The organism is Enterobacter sp. RIT637 (genome assembly GCF_019718755.1).
Lineage (GTDB): Bacteria > Pseudomonadota > Gammaproteobacteria > Enterobacterales > Enterobacteriaceae > Enterobacter.
Genome location: NZ_JAIHAZ010000002.1, coordinates 595454 through 617284, shown reverse-complemented (window position 1 = coordinate 617284; position 21831 = coordinate 595454). Strand labels below are relative to the sequence as shown.

General features: G+C 52.8%; 23 protein-coding genes. 14 read left to right on the top strand and 9 right to left on the bottom strand.

Annotated elements, in window-relative coordinates; genetic code table 11:
• From livM to K5E19_RS06475, 3 genes are all read right to left on the bottom strand, one after another.
• On the bottom strand, positions 1-1078 hold a 1078-nt coding region (gene livM, locus K5E19_RS06485), incomplete at its 3' end, for a high-affinity branched-chain amino acid ABC transporter permease LivM (RefSeq protein WP_221550514.1).
• Between the two features lie 11 nt (positions 1079-1089).
• Positions 1090-2004, bottom strand: a complete 915-nt coding sequence (locus K5E19_RS06480; protein ID WP_221550513.1) for an ABC transporter permease subunit — start codon at positions 2002-2004, stop codon at positions 1090-1092.
• Positions 2005-2103: 99 nt separating this feature from the next.
• Complete coding sequence (locus K5E19_RS06475; protein WP_221550438.1) at positions 2104-3225, bottom strand: branched-chain amino acid ABC transporter substrate-binding protein; 1122 nt, start codon at positions 3223-3225, stop codon at positions 2104-2106.
• Positions 3226-3651: 426 nt separating this feature from the next.
• On the opposite strand from K5E19_RS06475, the gene K5E19_RS06470 reads away from it, so the two are divergent.
• A complete protein-coding gene (locus K5E19_RS06470) occupies positions 3652-4320 on the top strand; it encodes a YecA family protein (protein WP_221550437.1) in 669 nt (222 codons plus the stop codon).
• 33 nt (positions 4321-4353) lie between these two features.
• On the opposite strand, the gene tyrP is transcribed toward K5E19_RS06470, so the two are convergent.
• From tyrP to yecR, 3 genes are all read right to left on the bottom strand, one after another.
• Positions 4354-5565 carry a tyrosine transporter TyrP gene (tyrP, locus tag K5E19_RS06465; protein WP_221550436.1) on the bottom strand — a complete coding sequence of 404 codons (1212 nt, stop codon included), beginning with the start codon at positions 5563-5565 and terminating at the stop codon, positions 4354-4356.
• Between the two features lie 216 nt (positions 5566-5781).
• Positions 5782-6279 carry a non-heme ferritin gene (gene ftnA, locus K5E19_RS06460; RefSeq protein ID WP_010432452.1) on the bottom strand — a complete coding sequence of 166 codons (498 nt, stop codon included), beginning with the start codon at positions 6277-6279 and terminating at the stop codon, positions 5782-5784.
• 203 nt (positions 6280-6482) lie between these two features.
• Positions 6483-6821 carry a YecR family lipoprotein gene (yecR, locus tag K5E19_RS06455; RefSeq protein ID WP_221550435.1) on the bottom strand — a complete coding sequence of 113 codons (339 nt, stop codon included), beginning with the start codon at positions 6819-6821 and terminating at the stop codon, positions 6483-6485.
• A gap of 247 nt (positions 6822-7068) precedes the next feature.
• Between yecR and K5E19_RS06450 the strand changes: the two genes are divergently transcribed.
• The 3 genes from K5E19_RS06450 to K5E19_RS06440 all read left to right on the top strand — a co-directional run bounded on the left by K5E19_RS06450 (position 7069) and on the right by K5E19_RS06440 (position 8383).
• A complete protein-coding gene (locus K5E19_RS06450; RefSeq protein ID WP_221550434.1) occupies positions 7069-7707 on the top strand; it encodes an RpiB/LacA/LacB family sugar-phosphate isomerase in 639 nt (212 codons plus the stop codon).
• A gap of 234 nt (positions 7708-7941) precedes the next feature.
• Entirely contained in the window at positions 7942-8025 is an 84-nt protein-coding gene (azuC, locus tag K5E19_RS06445) for a stress response protein AzuC (protein WP_003859682.1), read from the top strand.
• Positions 8026-8131: 106 nt separating this feature from the next.
• Positions 8132-8383, top strand: coding sequence for a DUF2766 family protein (locus K5E19_RS06440; RefSeq protein ID WP_006176098.1), 252 nt, complete (start codon positions 8132-8134; stop codon positions 8381-8383).
• A 39-nt stretch (positions 8384-8422) separates the two neighbouring features.
• Here K5E19_RS06440 and K5E19_RS06435 read toward each other — a convergent pair whose 3' ends face one another.
• The gene (locus K5E19_RS06435) at positions 8423-9766 is read right to left on the bottom strand and encodes an anaerobic C4-dicarboxylate transporter (protein WP_216357612.1); all 1344 of its coding nucleotides are present in this window, start codon (positions 9764-9766) and stop codon (positions 8423-8425) included.
• A gap of 150 nt (positions 9767-9916) precedes the next feature.
• On the bottom strand, positions 9917-10420 hold the full coding sequence (locus K5E19_RS06430) for a non-heme ferritin-like protein (RefSeq protein WP_221550433.1): 504 nt from the start codon (positions 10418-10420) through the stop codon (positions 9917-9919).
• 505 nt (positions 10421-10925) lie between these two features.
• On the opposite strand from K5E19_RS06430, the gene K5E19_RS06425 reads away from it, so the two are divergent.
• From K5E19_RS06425 to otsA, 6 genes are all read left to right on the top strand, one after another.
• On the top strand, positions 10926-11483 hold the full coding sequence (locus K5E19_RS06425) for a DJ-1 family glyoxalase III (protein ID WP_221550432.1): 558 nt from the start codon (positions 10926-10928) through the stop codon (positions 11481-11483).
• Positions 11484-11799: 316 nt separating this feature from the next.
• Positions 11800-12789 carry an arabinose ABC transporter substrate-binding protein AraF gene (araF, locus tag K5E19_RS06420; RefSeq protein ID WP_049006600.1) on the top strand — a complete coding sequence of 330 codons (990 nt, stop codon included), beginning with the start codon at positions 11800-11802 and terminating at the stop codon, positions 12787-12789.
• Positions 12790-12859: 70 nt separating this feature from the next.
• Positions 12860-14374, top strand: coding sequence for an L-arabinose ABC transporter ATP-binding protein AraG (gene araG / locus K5E19_RS06415; protein WP_221550431.1), 1515 nt, complete (start codon positions 12860-12862; stop codon positions 14372-14374).
• A gap of 14 nt (positions 14375-14388) precedes the next feature.
• Positions 14389-15369 (top strand): L-arabinose ABC transporter permease AraH, encoded by a 981-nt coding sequence (gene araH / locus K5E19_RS06410; RefSeq protein WP_221550512.1) that lies wholly within the window; start codon positions 14389-14391, stop codon positions 15367-15369.
• 152 nt (positions 15370-15521) lie between these two features.
• Positions 15522-16325 carry a trehalose-phosphatase gene (gene otsB / locus K5E19_RS06405; protein WP_221550430.1) on the top strand — a complete coding sequence of 268 codons (804 nt, stop codon included), beginning with the start codon at positions 15522-15524 and terminating at the stop codon, positions 16323-16325.
• On the top strand, positions 16300-17724 hold the full coding sequence (gene otsA, locus K5E19_RS06400; protein ID WP_221550429.1) for an alpha,alpha-trehalose-phosphate synthase: 1425 nt from the start codon (positions 16300-16302) through the stop codon (positions 17722-17724). Before otsB ends, otsA begins: the two co-directional genes overlap by 26 nt.
• Before the next feature lie 15 nt (positions 17725-17739).
• Here the strand turns inward: otsA and uspC are convergent, their stop codons facing one another.
• Positions 17740-18168 carry a universal stress protein UspC gene (gene uspC, locus K5E19_RS06395; protein WP_221550428.1) on the bottom strand — a complete coding sequence of 143 codons (429 nt, stop codon included), beginning with the start codon at positions 18166-18168 and terminating at the stop codon, positions 17740-17742.
• 794 nt (positions 18169-18962) lie between these two features.
• On the opposite strand from uspC, the gene flhD reads away from it, so the two are divergent.
• From flhD to motB, 4 genes are all read left to right on the top strand, one after another.
• Positions 18963-19313 (top strand): flagellar transcriptional regulator FlhD, encoded by a 351-nt coding sequence (gene flhD, locus K5E19_RS06390; RefSeq protein ID WP_010432485.1) that lies wholly within the window; start codon positions 18963-18965, stop codon positions 19311-19313.
• Positions 19310-19894: a flagellar transcriptional regulator FlhC gene (gene flhC / locus K5E19_RS06385; RefSeq protein ID WP_172411157.1), complete on the top strand. Its 585-nt coding sequence runs from the start codon at positions 19310-19312 to the stop codon at positions 19892-19894. The genes flhD and flhC overlap by 4 nt, the downstream gene beginning before the upstream one ends.
• Before the next feature lie 123 nt (positions 19895-20017).
• A complete protein-coding gene (gene motA, locus K5E19_RS06380; protein WP_008500417.1) occupies positions 20018-20905 on the top strand; it encodes a flagellar motor stator protein MotA in 888 nt (295 codons plus the stop codon).
• Positions 20902-21831 carry a flagellar motor protein MotB gene (gene motB, locus K5E19_RS06375; RefSeq protein ID WP_126545465.1) on the top strand — a complete coding sequence of 310 codons (930 nt, stop codon included), beginning with the start codon at positions 20902-20904 and terminating at the stop codon, positions 21829-21831. The genes motA and motB overlap by 4 nt, the downstream gene beginning before the upstream one ends.

The window sequence follows — 21831 nt, the reverse complement described above, 5'->3', positions numbered from 1 at the left end:
CCAGCACCACGATGGCCAGAATCAGTGCGGATTCAAAAAAGGTAAATGAGGTGGGGTTAACGAACCCCTGATAGGTGGCGAAGAATACCCCCGCAATCCCGGCCGTAGACGCGCCCAGCGTAAAAGCAGAAAGCTTCACCAGCACGTGATTAAGGCCCATTGAGCGGCAGGCAATCTCATCTTCTCGTAATGCCTCCCACGCCCTGCCAATCGGCATTCGCGTCAGGCGGTGCTTGATGTAGAGCACCATCAGCACCACCAAAAACAGCACGGCGTAAATAAAGATAAACTTCATGTTCGGGTTATAGGTCAGATGGAAAAACTCGTGGAAGGGGACGCCGCCTTCTTTGGCGCGTCGGCCAAACTCCAGACCAAAAAAGGTTGGGGCAGGGGCTGAAACGCCGTTCGGGCCGCCAGTAAAGGTCAGCCAGTTATTGAGGACCAGGCGAATAATCTCGCCAAATCCGAGCGTCACGATTGCCAGATAATCCCCATGCATGCGAAGCACCGGAAAGCCAAGCAGCGCACCGGCGGCGGCGGCCATCAGCGCCGCCAGCGGGAGCATGCTCCAGAATCCTAACTCCAGATACTGATACCCCAGCGCGAGGCCATACGCGCCAATCGCGTAAAAGGCGACATACCCCAGATCCAACAGCCCCGCAAGCCCGACCACAATATTCAGCCCGAGGCCGAGCAGGACGTAGATCAGCCCCAGAATGGCGACGGTCAGCACGTATTTGGTCGCCACAAACGGAAAGCAGATCGCAAGGGTAATAACCAGCGGAATAACCCAGCGCATGCGGCTCTTGTATCCGGGAGGGCGGACATACACCCCTGCGCTGTCCGCTTCAAACCTCGCCTGGAAACGCGCACCGGGGGCGGTTTGCAGGAAGGTACTCAGCAAAAAACGTCCCAGCATGACGATGGCAATCATCCACGCCAGGCGTTGTCCGGCAAAGTTGAAGCTGTAACCGTCAAGAACCACGCCAGCGATAGGGCCAAAGATAATCAGCGCAACCAGTCCGGAAAACACGGAATCCAGAATGCAGCGTTTAAGGGAGAAACCGGCAGATGTCATCGTCTTCACCCTTACACCTTCGCCACGACAGGGCGGCCTAGCAGACCCTGAGGACGGAAAATCAGGATCAATACCAGCAGCCCAAACGAGAACACGTCTTTATAATCCGAGTTCACCATTCCGGAGAATTGCGCTTCCGCTACCCCCAGAATCAACCCGCCGAGCATGGCGCCCGGCAGAGATCCGATGCCGCCCAGCACCGCCGCCGTAAAGGCTTTTATGCCAATGACAAACCCGACGTAGAAATCAAAGGTGCCATAGTTCATGGTAATCAATACCCCCGCCAGCCCGGCCATCGCCGCGCCGATGACAAAGACCAGCGAAATGATCCTGTCGGTATTGATCCCCAGAATGGAGGCCATTTTACGATCCTGCTGCACCGCCCGACACATCCGCCCCAGCCGGGTACGGCTGATTATCCAGGTAAGCAGCAGCATGCCCGCGAACGAGGCGATCAGAATAAACACTTTGGTGTAGGTGATCTGGACGAAGCCTTCTCCCAGATGCACGCGAAGAACGCCGTCCAGCATGGTCGGCACGCCTTGCTGGCGGGGACCCTGACTCAGCTGGGCGTAGTTTTGCAAAATCAGCGACATCCCGATGGCGGAGATGAGCGGTGCCAGACGGGTGGAGTTTCGCAGGGGTTTATAGGCGATGCGCTCGATAGTCCAGCCATACACGCCCGTCACCACGATGGTGAACGCCAGCGTGCCCAGAATCAGCAGGGGAAACGACTCGAGACCGAAGAATGACAGCAGGGCCAGCCCGATGGCGCAGAGATAGGCCGAGATCATATACACTTCGCCATGGGCGAAATTGATCATGCCAATGATGCCGTACACCATGGTGTAGCCGATGGCAATTAAGCCGTAGACGGAGCCCAGCGTTAATCCGTTGATTAACTGTTGCAGGAAGAATGTACTCATCATCGCGCGCTCTTTTTATAGGCCGCACGACGCGTGCGGCCCGATGTGTATTCCGCGTCGGCAGGCGAACCTGCCGACGTTGAGCGTGACTCCGTCCCGTTACTGCACTTCCTTATATTTTCCCTTGTCGTCCCACTGATAAACCACGTAGTCGGACATTTTCAGATCGCCTTTGCTGTCCCAGGCTTTTTTGCCCATTACCGTGTCGAGGGCGTTCGCTTTCAGCCACTCGCTGGCTTTGGCGGAGTCTTTGCCGCCGGTGGCCTTGAAGGCGGCGGCAATGGCCTGGACGGAGGCATAGGAGTAAAGGGTGTAACCTTCCGGTTCGAATTTACCGGCGCGGAATTTCTCAATCACCGCTTTGCCGTCCGGGATCAGGCGCGGATCTTTACCAAACGTCATGTAGATACCGTTGGTGTACTGCGCTCCGCCTGCGGCAGTGACCATCTCTTCATTGACGATACAGTCGCCTGAGAAGAATTTGGCCTGTACACCCTGTTCGCGCATCTGGCGCACCAGCGGGCCCGCTTCAGGGTGGCAGCCCCCGAAGAACACCACGTCCGGTTTTTGCGCGCCAATTTTCGTTACCAGCGCGTTAAAGTCTTTTTCGCCTCGCGATAAGCCTTCATACATCACATCTTTCACGCCGCGTTTGGCGAGTGCGGCTTTAGTGGCGTCTGCCAGACCCTGACCGTAAGTGTCTTTATCGTGAATGATCACCACGCGTTTAGCTTTCAGCTTGTCGATGATGAAGTCGCTGGCGACTTGCCCCTGCTGATCGTCCCGGCCGCACATGCGGAACATATCGCTCATGCCGCGCTCGGTAATGAGTGGATTAGTCGAGCCTGGCGTGATGGCAATAATACCCGCATCGCTATACACCTCGGAGGCGGGCATGGTGGAAGAGGAGCAGAAATGGCCGACAACCGCATTGACTTTATCCTGGTCGACTAAACGGTTGGCGACGGCAACGGCCTGTTTAGGCTCGCAGGCATCGTCTCCCTGGACCAGCTTAATTTTCTCACCGTTGATCCCTCCCGCGGCGTTAATGTCTTCTGCGGCCTGCGTTGCGCCATGCCAGTACTGATCGCCATAGGTGGCATTTGGGCCTGTAAACGGCCCGGCCACGCCGATCACAATATCGGCCTGGGCGGAAAATGCCGTCACCAGACAACCGGCTAACACAAGAGAAAGAGGACTTCTGATAAATTTCAGCGACATTATTGTGTTCCTTAGCAAAGAGGTTTTTGCACCACGGCGTCAACCCAAACGCCCTACGGCGCAGCCAATCTATAATTAAGATCGAGAACAACATGCACTAAACGAACAAAATCCAGGCTACATCCTGCTTAAAACGGCGAGGTTTCCATGCGCAGTCTGCGCGCAGAACATTAAGCAAAATCGTTGCCAGAATGGTTAACCCATTGACCGGGTTGCGACATAGTTGAGTATAGAGCGCCGATTTATGCAGCCTTGCGGGACGCACTGAAATTACAGCGGAGATCACATCTCGTTAACAACAAAGCCCATAAGTTGTGCAAGGGTCACGATTTGCACGTTTTTGCAGCAATAAAGTCCTCAACTTCCGCCAGGAAAGGCGTACGTTATGTGTTAGGATCGTTTCCTTTTTTATCAGGAGTGTCAGCAATGACTGAAGGCCCATTAAATGAAAGCGAAATGGAGTGGCTGGAAGAGACGTTAATGTCTTACGGTCATGACGATGCGTCCGTGATTGACGTGTCCGAACTGGACGGCATGCTTACCGCAGTGCTTTCCGGCCCAAGGGTGGTTGAACCCGATGCCTGGCTGGTAGCGGTCTGGGGCGGCGAGAAGTACATTCCGCGCTGGAAAAACGATCGTGAAATGAACCGTTTTATCGATCTCTGCTTTAAGCATATGAACGACATTGCTGAGCGCCTGAGCGAGTATCCGGATCAGTTCGAGCCCATGTTTGGTTTTAACGACGTTGATGGACAAAGCTACACCGTGGTTGAAGAGTGGTGCTATGGCTACATGCGCGGCGTGGCGCTGACCGACTGGTCATCACTGCCCGACGAACTGAAAGCCGATCTGGATGTGATTGCCCTGCACGGGACGGAAGAGGGCAGCGAAAAGCTGGATGAACTGACCGAAGAGGAGTATACCGCCAGCATCGAGAGCATTCAGCCCGCGGCGCTGCGTTTATACAACTACTGGGTTGCTAACCCGCAGCAGCATGAAACACAGAAACCCATTATTAACGGCACGAAGGTCGGGCGTAACGATCCTTGTCCGTGCGGCAGCGGGAAGAAGTTCAAGAGCTGTTGTTTGCATTAATAAAGAAAGGGGCTAATCGAAGCCCCTTTTTTATTACCCCACTTCCGGCAGCATTCCCGTGGCTATGAGGAATTGGACCAGAATCACCACCACGCCACAGGCAAACACGGTACACAGCAGCGGTTTTCCCCCTGCAACGCGATATCCCTGCTGAGGATGCAGCTGACGGCTCTTCCATGCCAGCAGGGAAGGCAACAGCAGCGCGAGGACGGATAACGCCACGCCCGCATAGCCCAGCGCCATCACAAAGCCACGCGGGTAAAACAGCGCAAAGGCCAGCGGCGGCAGGAAGGTGATTGCCCCCGTTTGCAAGCGTCCGGCAACGGTATTGCGGCGCTGGAACAGATCGGCCAGATAATCAAACAGGCCGAGCGCCACGCCCAAAAACGACGTCGCCAGCGCCAGGTCAGCGAACAAATGTACCGCCAGCTCGACGTGCGGAGAGGTGACCACCTCACGCAGCGCCATCAGGAAACCATTCAGGCCGGAATGCGCAGCCATTAAACCGATAAAGGTTGAGGAGTCGATGCTGCCCAGCGTCACCAGTTGCCAGAAGATGTAGGCGACAAGCGGAATTGCACTGCCGATGATAAAGATTCGGCGCAACTTGCGGGTATCGCCATTCATATAGCTGACGATACTCGGCACGCTGCCGTGGAAACCGAACGAGGTGAAAATCACCGGGATCGCGGAAAGCGCCAGCCCTTTTTCCAGCGGCAGCGTCAGCAGGTTAACCTTGTGAACATGCGGTGCGAGCAGAACCAGCATCACAACCAGGAAAATAATCTTGGCGCTGAACAGAAAGCGGTTAAACAGATCGACCAGCGACGTGCCAATACACACCACGCCGCCGCCGATGAGCGCGAAGAAGACCGCGCCAGTGCCGGGCGTAATTTGTAAACCAAACCCGTCATTGACGCTGGAGGCGATCAGCTCTCCGGCTCCGCTAATGTAGGCAGCCGTCAGGGCGTACATCAGGAACATCATGCTAAAGCCAGTTGCCCACTGGCCATAACGTCCCAGGTAGCGTGCAGCCAGCGAACCTAAACCCGTATCGGCAGGCACATGCTGATAAACCTCCAGTAACAGCAGAGCGGTGTAACACATCAACGCCCAGAGTGTGGCGAGAAGCAATAACGTTACGCCAAATCCGACGCCTGCGGCCGCCAACGGCATGGCCAGCATTCCTGCGCCAATCGTCGTTCCTGCGACGATGAAAATACTTCCCAGAGCTCTGTTTTTCACGCTTTCCTCTACAACGATTCTTAATCGCGACCTAATCTGCGGCGCAGAGTAAGGGAAAAGCGTGAACTCGTCAAATCACCGTTACAACCGGTGTAATGTAAAGTTTACGGTTTGGTGAGGGGGCAGGCATGCGTTGAATTGTCGGGGAGAAAGGGAGAAATAATAAGCTCAGGGGGGGCATTAAAACGGTGCTGAGCGTTCAGCACCGTGTGGGAATTAATTCTGCGTATCGAGGGTCGCCAGCTCTTTATCAATAAAGTAAAGGCCTTCACCTGATTTACCGGCCAGAGACAATTTATCCAGCACGGATTTAAACAGTTTTTCTTCTTCGTGTTGCTCAGCGACGTACCATTGCAGGAAATTAAAGGTCGGATAATCCTGGCTGGTCATTGCAGCGTGAACCAGTTCATTAATTTTCTGGGTAATCAGCTGTTCGTGCTCGTAAGTGGCGCGGAACAGTTCATCAAGAGAACCGTATTCAGCCACCGGAGAGGCAACCGTATCAATGCGCGGCAGGCTGCCCGTATCCGTCAGATAATCAAAGAGTCGCTGCATGTGCGTCATCTCTTCCTGCGCGTGACGACGCAGAAACGCGGCGGCACCTTCAAAGCTGTGATAGCTGCACCAGGCGCTCATCTGCTGGTAAAGAAGGGATGAATAAAGCTCAAGGTTCATTTGAGCATTGAGCTTGTCGATCATTTCAGTTTTCAGCATGGTGGCGCTCCGGTTTATTATTTCTGGTTCACAATGAGCGACACTATAATTTGTTATTTAATTATTTGCAAAACGTAAAATAAATATTTGTTTATTTAAAAATACGAATGGGAATAACACGCATTGGCACTTTTTATATTTATTAATGAGAATTGTTTGTGTTCTTAATTAAAAAAAACTGCCAGCGGTGCTGGCAGACGACATTAATACCATGGATTAGTTGCGTTAGGATTAACGGCGTAACCCATGCATTTATACTGAATGGTCACGCTCTCGTTCAGGCACAGCGATCCGCTAATCAGGGTACAGGTTTTGACAGGCTGACCATAGGCGGAGGCGGTGGCATATCCCATACCCTGACAGGCTTTCACAGCGGTGCCGTTATTCACGTACGAATCGGATTGGGCGTTTTGCAGCATGGCCTGGCCGTAGTCAAGGCGGACAATCCCGTTGGGGGCGTCAAGGTGACTGATCTCCGCCTGACGGTTAACGTTGCATCCCGCGAGAAGCAGGATCGTTCCGGCGATGATTACTCTTTTCATGGTTCACTCTGCGTGAAGAGGTAAATACGCTATTTTAGCTTCCATCGTCCCAGTCAATGCCTCGAATAGCACGAGGATCAACCCTTTCTCTTCGCAACGAACAGCATCAGGTCACGAAACTGTGAGCGCAATTGCGTTTTTTAAAACGCATTTTCACTTAATTTGAAAGAGTGTTTGTTTGATAGTAAGGTTAAGGGGATAAGGTATCCACAGCGGGCTTGTCCGCCACACATTCAGGAGAGACACGATGAAAATTGCGCTGATGATGGAAAACAGCCAGGCAGCTAAAAATCCCATCATCCTTAATGAGCTAAAAGCCGTTGCCGATGAAAAAGGCTTCCCGGTGTATAACGTCGGGATGAGCGACGAGAACGATCACCATCTTACCTATATCCATTTGGGTATTATGGCGAGCATTCTGCTGAATGCCAGAGCCGTGGATTTTGTCGTGACCGGCTGCGGTACCGGCCAGGGGGCGCTGATGTCGCTCAATATCCATCCGGGCGTGATTTGCGGCTATTGCATCGATCCTGCTGACGCTTTCCTGTTTGCGCAGATCAACAACGGTAATGCGCTGTCCCTGCCATTTGCCAAAGGCTTTGGCTGGGGAGCTGAATTGAACGTGCGCTTTATCTTTGAGAAAGCCTTCACGGGCCGTAACGGCGAAGGTTATCCGCCAGAGCGTAAAGAGCCGCAGGTGCGCAACGCGGGGATCCTGAATCAGGTGAAAGCGGCGGTGGTAAAAGAAAATTACCTCGATACCCTGCGCGCCATCGATCCTGAACTGGTGAAAACCGCCGTATCCGGTCAACGCTTCCAGCAGTGCTTCTTTGAAAACTGCCAGGACAAAGAGATTGAAGCGTTTGTGCGTGGGATTGTTGGCTAACAGCTTGAGTTTGCATCCATAATTTTCCTGATGTATCAAAATTTTTTATAAAAATTTACTGGAATTTATATGGACGTAACCTGTGGATTTTGCGGCTTTTTTTGTAACGTTGTGGTTGCACCGGTGGATTTGTTAGTGTGACATCCATCACAAAATGATTGATTTTTGTGATGGTGGTCATATTATAAGCGCATTGACAATAACACCTGCATAACACGTTACTGGAGCATCATAATGAAACTGCGCAAAATCCTGAAAAGCATGTGGGCTAACTACTGCACGACTTTCAAAGACGTCCCACCGGGCGCGATGTTCTGATAAAAAACCTGCTTCGGCAGGTTTTTTTATGCCTGGAGGCGACGAGAAAGAGATGAAAGGGCGTGCGGTTTGCTACTATGGCGGCCTTTAACTAAGGAGAAACCCCATGTCACAAAACCTGAGCGCCGATCAGGAACTGGTCTCTGACGTCGTTGCCTGTCAGCTGGTTATTAAGCAAATCCTTGATGTGATTGACGTTATCGCGCCTGTTGAAGTGCGTGAAAAAATGTCGACCCAGCTGAAAAATATCGATTTTACCAGCCATCCCGCGGCGGCCGATCCGGTTACGCTGCGCGCAATCCAGAAAGCCATCGCGCTGATTGAGCTGCGATTCACCCCGCAGGGCGAGTCTCACTAAGCCGTGAAGCGGGCGACGTATCAGTCGCCCGAGAAGCTGTCAGAAGAAGGTCTGCACCAGCAGGTAGCTCGCTGCGCAGGCGCAGCTCACGCCGATCAGCCCCGGCAGGATGAAGCTGTGGTTGATAATAAATTTGCCGATGCGGGTGGTGCCTGAACGGTCAAAGCCGATGCAGGCCAGATCGCTGGGGTAGGTCGGTAAGACAAAGTAGCCGTAGGAGGCCGGGAAGAAGGCAATCAGCATTTTGGGATCGATGCCCAGCATTAACCCCATCGGCGCAACCGCAGTTAACGCCGCCGCCTGGCTGTTCACCAGTTTAGAAACCAGAAACAGCACGATGGCATAGGTCCACGGGTGGCTTTTCACGACCCCTTCCAGCGCCATTTTCAGCTCATCCAGATGCGCCTGGAAAAAGGTATCGCTCATCCACGCCACGCCAAACACCGAGAAGATCGCTACCATTCCCGCTTTAAACACCGCACCGTTCGAGATGGCAGAGGCATTCACCTTGCAGGCCATTAGCATGACGGCACCAGCAATCAGCATCATCATCTGAATGACCAGGTTCATCGAAAGCGCCGCCATTTTGCCTTTTACCTCAAAAGCAGGGCGCAATTCAGGCAGGGCACCCAGCAGAACCACGATGGCAATCCCGGTGAAGAAGATCCAGGTTGACCAGTAAGCCTGTTTCGGGAAGCGCTGATTCATGAGCGTTTCCGTGCTGCCATAGATAAATTCCCGCTGTTTCGGATCTTTCAGTTTTTCCTGAAACTCCACGTCATCCGCTAAATCTTTGCCGCGACGCAAGCTCCACAGGGCCGCAATCGCCACCCCAAACAGCGAGGCAGGAACCGAAACGGCGAGGATCTCCAGGATCCCCCACGCGTGACCGATTCCGTGCTGCGCGCCAAGAATGGACACCAGCGACACAACCGCGACCGATACAGGTGAGGCGGTGATAGCCATTTGCGAGGCCACGGAGGCTACCGCCATAGGGCGTTCCGGGCGGATCCCTTTTTTCAGCGCAATATCGGCAATGATGGGGAACATGGTGTACACCACGTGGCCCGTGCCGCACAGAAAGGTCAGCATCCAGGTGGTGAAGGGGGCGAGGAGGGTGATGTGCTGCGGGTGTTTGCGCAGCAGACGCTCGGCGAACTGCATCATCACGTTCAGACCACCGGCAGTCTGCAGGGTGGCAGCACAGCCAATCACCGCAAGAATGGTCAGCATCACGTCAACCGGCGGTTTGCCGGGTTGAAGCCCAAAAATAAAGCTCAGGATAAACAGGCCAATACCGCTTATTAGCCCCAGTCCCATCCCGCCAAAGCGGGTCCCGACCAGCAGACAGGCAATAACAACAATAAACTCAATGGTGATCATGATGCTCCCTCGTCAAACATTATGTAATTAAATAAATCATTACACGATGTGTGGTTATTCATTGGGAGCAAGATCTGATTTGTTAAATCTCAGACAAAGCAGGAGGTTGTGGGAAGGAACCTGCCCCGGTCAGGAGCAGGTCAGTCGCGCTCAGTGGCGCTGAACGGTGACAATGTCGAGCAGATGACGGTCAGTCTGCTCCGGGCATAAACCGGCATGCTTCGCATTGCGGAGTTCGTCCGCAAGCGTTTTGAGCAGCGTACCGTCCTGCTGCTGCTCTTTGTCCATATCACGCAGGAATTTCAGGGTAATACTGTCGTGCTGCGCTTTGGCTTCATCAGCCAGTTTGCTGAGCGTGCTGCAGCGCTGTTCATACTCTTCAAGCGTTTTCTGGAACAATTCCTCCAGCGAAGAGTAGTTATCGTCGATTGTGTCCAGGGCTTTTACGATAGGGTTCGCCCCTACAGCTTTCAGAAAGTTAAAGACGCGCATCATATGCGTGACGTTACTTTGCGCCTGAGTACGAAAGAACGTGGCTGAACCATTAAGACTGTTTTGGGAGCACCACGCGCTCAAGTGCAGGTGCAAATTGGAGGCGTAGAACTCCAGGTTCATTTGGGCATTCAGTTTTTGCATCATCGTTTGGGTAGTCATACTCATATCCTTATTGACCGTGGGACGTGATGTCCGCAGCTAAACCTGACCCGGCAGGTAGATAAAATCACATGGCAGAAGGCATTTCTGCATTGACGGAATTGACCGAATATTCACATCCTGTGTTCGATATAAATAAGCATACCCTTGTCTTTTGATTAAGAAAACTCTTAATTAAGCTGTATTTACCTTACATTACAAATTTTAATATAGTACAGAAATTCAAACAGGTAGATATAAATTAACATCTTTGTAAGTGGTTGATTTTGCACGTTATTGATATATTTATTGCTCTGGACATACCTTATTAAATAGTCTGTTAACAGATTATTCTGCGAATAGAACAAATATGCATGATTAATTCAAAATATATTCTTTGGGCGTAAAATTGCGCTAAATCAATTTTTGACGAAATGACAGTAATGTGATCGTCATGCAGGATTGTTCCCGATGACTTTGTAAAAATGAAACACTGTTTTAATGCGATCCATTCACTGAGGTTAACATGGCGAACGTTGCGGTGCTGCTGGCACCTGGTTTTGAGGAAGCAGAAGCAATTATTACGATTGATATTCTGCGTCGGTTGAATATTGAGGTGGAAACCCTGGCTTGCGCAGAATCTCGGGCGGTGGTGAGCTACCATAACATCCCGATGGTGGCAGACTGTACGTTATCCGAACGTCTGAACACGCTTTACGATGCGGTGGTGTTACCCGGAGGGCCGCAGGGGAGCGTCAATCTGGCCGCCAGTCGGGAAGTCATACGTTTTGTGTCCACACATGATGAAAGTGGAAAATTAATTTGTCCCCTCTGTTCTGCCGCAGCGCGCGTGCTGGGCGGTAACGGATTACTCAAAGGACGCCGTTACGTCTGCTCGGGAGATTTATGGGAAACCGTAACGGACGGTGAATACGTGGATGCACCGGTCGTCGAGGATAAAAACCTGATCAGCGGTAAAGGCCTGGGCCACGCGTTTGACTTTGCGCTGACCCTTTCGGCTCGCCTGTTGGGAGACGAAGACCCTGTTCGCGATCACGCGGATCACATCTATTACGCCTGGTAATTTCCCTGCCGGACGTGATGGCGTCCGGCTGTCAGGGACTTCTTGGCTAATCTTATGGATTATTCTGCTTAACCCCCTTTTAATTGTCAGACAATTCCTGCCGTTTTTATGTCATTTTCCGCTGAATTTATGTACGCAATTACTGTAATTCTGCGGTGTGATGCCGCTCTCTTATGGATGATTAATTTCCCGCTAAAACTATCACCAGCACTAACGCTTATGACGAGGTAAGCGCTAATGTCTTGTTTTAAGTCCGATTAAATAAGAAGCACGCAAATATTCCCTACAGAAAAGATTGCTAAAGCTGGAGTTTACCATGCACAAATTTACTAAAGCGCTGGCGGCCATCGGCCTGGCTGCCGTTATGTCACAATCCGCTATCGCTGAAAATTTAAAACTCGGTTTTTTGGTTAAACAGCCTGAAGAGCCCTGGTTCCAGACCGAGTGGAAATTCGCCGATAAAGCCGGAAAAGATTTAGGTTTTGAAGTGATTAAAATCGCCGTGCCGGACGGTGAAAAAACCCTGAACGCCATCGACAGCCTGGCGGCCAGCGGCGCGAAAGGGTTTGTTATCTGTACCCCGGACCCGAAACTGGGTTCAGCGATTGCCGCCAAAGCACGTGGTTACGACATGAAGGTCATTGCGGTTGATGACCAGTTCGTGAACGCCAAAGGTAAGCCGATGGACAGCGTCCCGCTGGTGATGATGGCGGCGACCAAAATCGGCGAACGTCAGGGCCAGGAACTCTATAAAGAGATGCAAAAACGCGGCTGGGATGTAAAAGAAACCGGCGTAATGGCGATTACCGCTGACGAGCTGGACACGGCGCGTCGTCGTACTACCGGTTCAATGGACGCCCTGAAAGCGGCCGGTTTCCCGGAAAAGCAGATCTACAAAGTTCCCACCAAGTCTAACGACATCCCGGGCGCTTTCGACGCGGCTAACTCTATGCTGGTTCAGCATCCGGAAGTCAAACACTGGCTGGTGGTCGGCATGAACGACAATACCGTGCTGGGCGGCGTGCGCGCAACCGAAGGCCAGGGCTTCAAAGCGCCTGACGTTATCGGCATCGGCATCAACGGCGTGGACGCGGTCAGCGAACTGTCTAAAGCGCAGGCGACCGGCTTCTACGGCTCGCTGCTGCCAAGCCCGGACGTTCACGGCTACAAATCCAGTGAAATGCTCTACAACTGGGTGACCAAAGGGGCTGAACCGCCGAAATTCACCGAAGTGACCGACGTGGTGCTGATCACCCGCGACAACTTCAAAGAGGAGCTGGCGAAAAAAGGACTGGGCGGTAAGTAATACGCTGTGATTGTGCCCCTCATTCACCTGAGGGGCCAGACGTACACACTACAGGAATCACGGAGTCGTTATGCAACAGTCTGATCCCTATCTCTCTTTTCGCGGCATCGGGAAAACGTTCCCCGGTGTTAACGCGCTGACCGATATTAGCTTCGACTGCTATGCCGGTCAGGTTCACGCGCTGATGGGGGAGAACGGCGCGGGAAAATCCACGCTGTTGAAAATTCTCAGCGGTAACTACACCCCCACAACCGGCACGCTGGCGATACGCGGCGAAGAAGTGGCGTTTGCCGATACGACGGCGGCACTCAATGCCGGTGTTGCCATCATCTATCAGGAACTGCACCTCATTCCTGAAATGACCGTGGCGGAGAACATCTATTTAGGTCAGCTTCCGCACAAAAGCGGCGTGGTGAATCGTTCGCTACTCAATTACGAAGCGGGGCTGCAGCTAAAACACCTTGGGCTGGATGTTGATCCGCAAACGCCCCTGAAATATCTCTCCATCGGCCAGTGGCAGATGGTTGAAATTGCCAAGGCGCTGGCGCGTAACGCCAAGATTATCGCCTTTGATGAACCGACCAGTTCGCTCTCCGCCCGTGAAATTGAAAATCTGTTCCGCGTGATCCGCGAGCTGCGCAAAGAGGGCCGCATCATTCTGTACGTTTCGCACCGTATGGAGGAGATCTTTGCCCTAAGCGATGCCATCACCGTGTTTAAGGACGGTCGCTACGTGCGGACGTTCAGTGACATGGCACAGGTTAACCATGACCAGCTGGTTCAGGCGATGGTCGGACGCGAGCTGGGGGATATTTACCACTGGCAGCCGCGCGAGTACGGCCCGGAGCGCCTGCGTCTGGATAGCGTTAAAGCGCCCGGCGTGCGCACGCCGATTTCTCTTTCGGTGCGCAGCGGTGAAATCGTCGGGCTGTTTGGCCTTGTCGGGGCAGGGCGCAGCGAGCTGATGAAAGGGCTGTTTGGCGGCACGCGGATAACGCAAGGAGAGGTTTTCATCGACGGGCAAAAAATCGATATCCAGAAGCCCGCTCACGCGATCAATGCAGGGATGATGCTCTGCCCGGAAGATCGCAAGGCGGAGGGGATTATTCCGGTCCACTCGGTGCGCGACAACATCAATATCTCTGCAAGACGCAAATACATCCGCGCGGGGTGCCTGATCAATGACGGCTGGGAAGCGAGCAACGCCGACCACCATATCCGCTCGCTGAACATCAAAACGCCGGGTGCGGAGCAGCTGATCATGAACCTCTCCGGCGGTAATCAGCAAAAAGCCATTCTGGGCCGCTGGCTGTCGGAAGACATGAAGGTCATTTTGCTGGATGAGCCGACGCGCGGTATCGACGTGGGGGCGAAACACGAAATCTACAACGTGATTTATGAACTGGCAAAACGCGGCGTGGCGGTGCTGTTCGCCTCCAGCGATCTGCCTGAGGTGCTTGGCGTTGCCGACCGCATCGTCGTGATGCGTGAAGGTGAAATTGCCGGTGAGTTGCTGCATGAACAGGCGAATGAACAACAGGCGTTGAGTCTCGCCATGCCTAAAGTTAGCCAGGCTGTCGCCTGAGTAAGGAGTCAATGATGTCCTCTGTAACTACATCCGGAGCGCCGAAGTCGGCTTTCAGTTTTGGCCGCATCTGGGACCAGTACGGTATGCTGGTGGTCTTTGCCGCGCTGTTTCTCGCCTGCGCGATTTTTGTGCCGAACTTTGCCACCTTCATTAATATGAAGGGGCTGGGGCTGGCAATCTCGATGTCCGGCATGGTGGCCTGCGGCATGCTGTTCTGCCTGGCGTCGGGCGATTTTGACCTGTCGGTGGCCTCGGTGATTGCCTGTGCAGGCGTGACCACGGCCGTCGTCATCAACATGACCGAGAGCCTGTGGATTGGCGTCTTTGCAGGGCTAATGCTCGGCGTGCTGAGCGGCCTGGTGAACGGGTTTGTGATTGCCCGCCTGAAGATTAACGCCCTGATCACGACGCTTGCGACCATGCAAATTGTGCGCGGTCTGGCCTATATCATCTCCGACGGGAAAGCCGTGGGGATTGAAGACGAGCGCTTCTTTACCCTGGGCTATGCCAACTGGCTGGGTCTGCCTGCGCCAATCTGGCTGACGGTCGGGTGCCTGATCCTGTTCGGCTTCCTGCTTAACCGCACCACGTTTGGCCGTAACACGCTGGCGATTGGCGGGAATGAAGAGGCGGCGCGCCTGGCGGGTGTTCCGGTGGTGCGCACCAAGATCATTATCTTTGTGCTCTCCGGTCTGGTCTCCGCAGCCGCGGGGATCATCCTGGCGTCGCGCATGACCAGCGGCCAGCCGATGACCTCCATTGGTTATGAGCTGATCGTCATCTCTGCCTGCGTTTTAGGGGGCGTTTCCCTGAAAGGCGGCATCGGAAAAATCTCATATGTGGTGGCCGGTATCCTGATTTTGGGGACGGTGGAGAACGCCATGAACCTGTTGAATATTTCGCCGTTCTCGCAGTACGTGGTGCGGGGTCTGATCCTGCTCGCAGCCGTGATTTTCGACCGTTACAAGCAAAAAGCGAAGCGTACCGGTTAACGCCTTTCCACGCTTTTTATTGCTCAACTAATAACCATAGTTGACCCCTTAACCGCCCCGCCAGTTTTACTGACGGGGCGGTTGTCAAATGGCGAGCACCGTCACACTGTCTATACTTACATGGCTGTTTAATCACTGTAAGGAGGAAAAGGGTGGCTGACTTGTTAACCGCACCGCCTGTACTGCCCGGAAAATTTGCTTTCTTTTTTGACCTCGACGGAACGCTCGCCGGGATAAAGCCGCATCCAGATGAGGTCGTCGTACCGGATACGGTGTTAGAGAATTTGCAGCAGCTCTCGCGGATGAACGAGGGAGCACTGGCATTGATTTCAGGGCGCTCAATGGCCGAGCTGGACGTGCTCGCCAGTCCATATCACTTTCCGCTAGCCGGTGTACACGGAGCGGAGCGCCGCGATATCCATGATCAACAGCATATTGTCTCACTCCCCGCTGCCTTAATTCAGTCGCTGCATATTCATCTCTCATCTGCTCTGGAGGCGCTGCCGGGTACCGAGCTGGAAGCCAAAGGTATGGCCTTTGCTCTGCACTATCGTCAGGCACCGCATCATGAAGCGGCAGTCTTTGCCATCGCCCGCGGCGTGGCCGATGCGCACCCGGAACTCGCGTTACAGCCGGGGAAGTGCGTCATTGAGATAAAACCAGCAGGGATCAACAAAGGCGCTGCCATTGCGGCGTTTATGGCCGAGCCGCCTTTTCAGGGGCGTAAGCCAGTATTTTTGGGGGATGACCTGACCGATGAGGCCGGGTTTATGGTGGTAAACAAGGCCGGCGGGATGTCTGTCAAAGTCGGGCCTGGAGAAACGTGTGCCGGATGGCGGCTGGAAAGCGTCGCCAGCGTCTGGCAGTGGATATCTGACGTCGCTAACCAGCAACAACAACAAATAGCGCAACACAACGGGAGAAATCTATATGGGTCGCTTAATCGTCGTCTCTAATCGCATTGCACCGCCGGATGATAAAAAAGCCAGCGCGGGTGGCCTGGCGGTGGGGGTATTAGGTGCCCTAAAAGCCGCTGGAGGACTCTGGTTTGGCTGGAGTGGGGAAATCAGTAACGAAGACAAGCCGCTTAAGAAAGTCTCGCGCGGCAACATTACGTGGGCCTCTTTCGCCCTGAACGAGCAGGACTATAACGAATACTATTCGGAGTTCTCCAATGCCGTGCTGTGGCCTGCCTTCCACTACCGCCTGGACCTGGTTAAATTCCAGCGCGAGTCTTATGAAGGCTATATGCGCGTCAATGCGCTGCTCGCGGATAAACTGCTGCCGTTAATCCAGGAAGACGATATTTTATGGATCCACGATTATCATCTGCTGCCCTTTGCCAGAGAGCTCAGAAGACGCGGCGTCAATAATCGTATCGGCTTCTTCCTGCACATTCCGTTCCCGACGCCGGAGATCTTCACTGCGCTTCCGCAGCACGATGAGATCCTGGAAGCTCTGTCCGATTATGATCTCCTGGGGTTCCAGACCGAAAATGACAGGCTGGCCTTCCTCGACAGCGTGTCGGGTAAAACGCGGCTGGTTACACAGGGTGGGAAATCGCACGCAGCCTGGGGTAAAACCTTCCATACGGAGGTTTATCCTATCGGCATCGAGCCGGAAGAGATTGCCGAACAAGCGTCTGGCCCACTGCCGCCAAAACTGGCGCAGCTTAAAAATGAGCTGAAAAACGTTAAGAATATCTTTTCAGTAGAGCGCCTCGATTACTCCAAAGGGTTACCGGAGCGCTTCCTGGCGTATGAGACGTTACTGGAGAAATATCCGCAGCATCACGGCAAAATTCGCTATACGCAGATAGCGCCGACGTCGCGCGGCGAGGTGCAGGCTTATCAGGATATTCGTCACCAGCTGGAGACCGAAGCAGGGCGCATCAACGGCCGCTACGGACAGCTGGGCTGGACACCCCTTTTCTATCTGAATCAACACTTTGAACGTAAGATCCTGATGAAGGTCTTCCGCTACGCGGACGTCGGGCTGGTGACGCCCCTGCGTGACGGGATGAATCTGGTGGCAAAGGAGTATGTTGCAGCACAAGATCCTGCGGACCCCGGGGTACTGGTGCTGTCTCAGTTTGCCGGTGCGGCGAATGAGCTTACTTCAGCACTCATCGTTAACCCTTACGATCGCGATGACGTCGCGAATGCTCTCCATCGCGCCTTAACCATGCCGCTCGCGGAGCGTATATCACGTCATGCTGAAATGATGGAGACTATCCGTAAAAATGACATTAACCACTGGCAGGCTCGTTTTATAGACGATCTACGTGAAATTGAACCGCAGAGCCATGAGGGGCAGCTGCAAAAAAAGATCGCGACTTTCCCTAAACTGGCATGATTTTCCTCGGGGGCTTTATCGGCCCCCGAGAGGCACTAACAGCACATCCACCTGGCTTGAGGCGACAATCGATTTCGCCGAACATGCCGCGCGCGAAAAAAAGCTTTGGTTATGATTACCGCAGATCACCAAATCAATATTCTGTTTTTGGCACAAGCTAAGAATATGTTCGTTTAATTCCCCGGTAGCAATAATGGTCTGGTGAACAGGATATTGCGCCTTTTCTACCAGCTTTCGCAGAAACTGCTGTGTTTCTTCCTGCAAAACCTCACGAATATCCTCCAGCATGGGCGCCGCCAGTTGATTGTACATTTCGGGTTCGGCCGTCAGTGTGATCAGGCTGATGCGGGCATTGGTGGGTCTGGCGATAGAAACGGCACGGGCGACGAGTTGATGACTTTCTGGCGAAACCGCAACAGAAACAAGAAGATGGGTGTAACTCATCACGCACTCCTTTGATGTCTGAACAACAAGGTTTCTTCAGCTTTACCGCGATTTCAAGACTTCCGCAAGGGGGGAATAGGGCATTAGTGTGAAGCTTATCATAATTATTCATTAATTATTCTTATAAGAAGAATAATTGCAAACTGTGTCTAAATGAAAAAAATTAACAACTTAACGTAAATCACACTTTTTTTAGTCAGTCGTGTTAAATCGTTTTAACCTGTTATAAACACAATTTGAATGATCACGCAGTGAAATAAATCTTATGCGCTTTTTTCCTAACTCTATGTTTTTACTGCGTAATGAAAGTGTGACCGTCAGATGTACGCGATGTGAATGATTGATGTAGTCAATATAAGCAGAAAAAGCAATTGCTATGCCGTATCTGTTCATGCGCATGCATGAGTATTCGCTGTTCAAGAATATAAAACAGTCTCGTTTGGTTAAATTTTGACCAAATTACAAGTCATACTGATGGATTTATGGAGAATATTCACTTAAATTGTGTGACGTAGATCACATTTTTTTTAAATTTGAGGATGGCTGCATTGTATGTGTCAAAACTGACGAGTAGAGTTTGCGTCGAATTAGGAAAAATCTTAGTTATTTGTAAGAAATGATAAAACGATATGAGGCGCAGCTGCGTTTCAGCTGTTGTACGTTTTGCTGAATACAAACCTAAATTCAACTATGCATTTAGCCTTTTCTTTTTTATACCGGGTGATTTCCCGGCGACATCACGGGGTGCGGTCTTTCCGCATAAAAATAATAGTTGGTTATTCGGGATGGGAACAATGCATACATCCGAGTTGCTAAAACATATCTATGACATCAATTTGTCATATTTACTGCTCGCGCAGCGTTTGATTAGTCAGGACAAAGCGTCCGCGATGTTTCGTCTGGGTATTAACGAAGAGATGGCAACTATGCTGGGTGGCTTAACACTCCCGCAGATGGTCAAGCTGGCAGAAACGAATCAACTCGTTTGCCAGTTCCGCTTTGATAATCCGCAGACAATCACGCGTCTGACTCAGGAATCCCGTGTTGACGATCTTCAACAGGTCCATACCGGTATTCTTCTCTCCACACGATTGCTCAGCGAAATCAGCCAGCCTGATGACGTTGCCCGTAAGAAAAGGGCATAAAAATGAGCGAGAAAAGCATTGTTCAGGAAGCGCGTGATATACAGCTGGCAATGGAGCTGATTACGCTGGGTGCTCGTTTACAAATGCTGGAAAGCGAGACTCAGCTGAGCCGTGGTCGTCTCATCAAACTGTATAAAGAATTACGTGGTAGTCCACCGCCTAAAGGAATGCTGCCGTTCTCAACGGACTGGTTTATGACCTGGGAACAGAATATCCATGCATCAATGTTCTGTAACGCCTGGCAGTACCTTCTGAAAACCGGTTTGTGTAGCGGCGTCGATGCCGTGATCAAAGCGTATAAACTTTACCTTGAACAATGCCCTCAGCAGGAAGATGGACCCCTGCTGGCACTGACCCGCGCATGGACGCTGGTGCGTTTTGTTGAAAGCGGAATGCTTGAACTGTCTCGCTGCAACTGCTGCGATGGCAATTTTATTACCCATGCTCATCAGCCTGCTGGCAGCTTCGCCTGTAGTTTATGCCAGCCTCCATCCCGCGCCGTAAAAAGACGTAAACTTTCCCGGGATGCTGCCGATATTATTCCACAACTGCTGGATGAACAGATCGAACAAGCTGTTTAACCCGAACGCGTGGGCAAGATTCCAGCAGCGGTAAGCAATTACCGCTGCTTTTTTTTACCCCGTATTCCGGTAACGCTGTCGAAATGAACGTCCTGCCTTAGTCACTAGCGGAAGGATGATGTCGTGCTTATCTTATTAGGTTACCTGGTAGTTCTCGGTACAGTTTTCGGCGGTTACATGATGACCGGCGGGCACCTTGGAGCACTCTATCAACCGGCTGAACTTATTATCATCGGCGGTGCAGGGGTAGGGGCTTTTATCGTTGGTAACAACGGTAAATCGATCAAGGGCACGCTGAAAGCGATTCCGTTGCTGTTCCGTCGCTCGAAATACACCAAAAGCATGTACATGGATCTGCTGGCGCTGCTCTATCGCCTGATGGCGAAGTCGCGTCAGCAGGGCATGTTCTCGCTGGAGCGTGACATCGAAAACCCGAAAGAGAGCGAAATCTTCGCCAGCTATCCACGCATCCTGGCTGACGCGATGATGCTGGATTTTATCGTCGATTACCTGCGCCTCATCATCAGCGGCAACATGAACACCTTCGAAATTGAAGCGCTGATGGACGAAGAGATCGAAACCCACGAAAGCGAATCTGAAGTGCCGGCCAACAGCCTGGCGCTGGTGGGCGACTCGCTTCCGGCGTTTGGTATCGTTGCAGCGGTAATGGGGGTGGTTCACGCCCTGGCCTCAGCGGATCGTCCGGCAGCAGAGTTAGGGGCGCTGATTGCCCACGCGATGGTTGGTACCTTCCTCGGTATTCTGCTGGCGTACGGTTTCATCTCCCCGCTGGCGAGCGTGCTGCGCCAGAAGAGCGCGGAAACCACCAAAATGATGCAGTGCGTGAAGATCACGCTGCTCTCCAACCTCAACGGTTACGCACCACCAATCGCCGTCGAATTTGGCCGTAAAACGCTGTACTCCAGCGAGCGTCCGTCGTTTATCGAGCTTGAAGAACACGTGCGTGCGGTGAAAAACCCAAACCAACAGACGACAACTGAGGACGCATGAAAAACCAGTCCCATCCGATCGTCATCGTAAAAAAGCGCAAGCATAAGGGGCACGGACACGGTTCCCACGGCTCGTGGAAAATTGCTTACGCCGACTTTATGACTGCCATGATGGCGTTCTTTCTGGTGATGTGGCTGATCTCCATCTCCAGCCCGAAAGAGCTGATCCAGATTGCGGAATATTTCAGAACGCCGCTGGCAACGGCGGTGACCGGCGGGCCGCGCATTTCGAACAGCGAGAGCCCCATTCCTGGCGGTGGCGACGATTACACCCAGCAGAAGGGTGAGGTGAAAAAAGAGCCGAACATCGACGATCTGAAAAGACGGATGGAACAGGCGCGCCTGAAGAAACTGCGTGGCGATCTCGATCAGCTGATTGAAGCGGACCCGAAGCTGCGCGCGCTGCGCCCACACCTGAAGATCGATCTGGTGCAGGAAGGTCTGCGCATTCAGATTATCGACAGCCAGAACCGCCCGATGTTTAAAACCGGCAGTGCGGAAGTCGAACCGTACATGCGCGATATTTTGCGCGCCATTGCCCCGGTCCTGAACGGCATTCCTAACCGAATCAGCCTGTCAGGCCACACGGATGACTTCCCGTATGCCAGCGGTGAGAAGGGATACAGCAACTGGGAGCTTTCTGCCGATCGTGCCAACGCCTCGCGTCGCGAGCTGGTGGCGGGTGGGCTTGATGATGGCAAGGTTCTGCGCGTGGTCGGCATGGCAGCAACCATGCGCGTCACCGACCGCGGGCCGGACGACGCCATCAACCGTCGTATCAGTCTTTTAGTGCTGAACCAGCAGGCGGAGCAGGCCATCCTGCACGAAAACGCCGAAAGTCAGAATGAGTCACTGGACGATTTAAAACAGCCTGGGGCCGTTCCTTCGGCTGCCGTTCCAACATCGCCACCAGCCAATCCGAGGTGA